Annotated in this window: 1 pseudogene; it reads left to right on the top strand. The window is 55.3% G+C overall.

Annotation, left to right across the window (positions count from 1 at the left end):
- Positions 1–231: 231 nt before the first annotated feature.
- Positions 232–300: pseudogene (locus E0D98_RS26370) on the top strand (single-stranded DNA-binding protein); the annotation flags it as partial.

Below are 300 nucleotides of genomic sequence, written 5' to 3'. Positions count from 1 at the left end.
AGATGCACCGGCCACAAAATTTTTAGCCATGAACCCGGCAAAAAATTTTGCGTCCGCCCCCGGACAGCTGTCCCGTGAGGCGGTAAACGGGCCCCCATCGGAAAGGTCCACTGCGGGGAGAAACCCCAGTGAAGTGGACGGCAGGAGGAGCTTTCGCTCCTCTGAAGGGGCATATGAACGTCCCGTCGCCGGTATCCGGTTTATCTCACATCTTTCAGTCAGGAGGTTCTTATGAGTGCACGTGGTATCAACAAGGTCATCGTGGTTGGTCGTCTGGGTAAAGATCCGGAAGTCCGTTAC

The sequence above is a fragment of the Escherichia sp. KCJ4928 genome (genome assembly GCF_004352695.1).
Classification (GTDB): Bacteria; Pseudomonadota; Gammaproteobacteria; order Enterobacterales; family Enterobacteriaceae; genus ECMA0423.
This window is presented reverse-complemented; position numbering and strand designations above follow the sequence as displayed.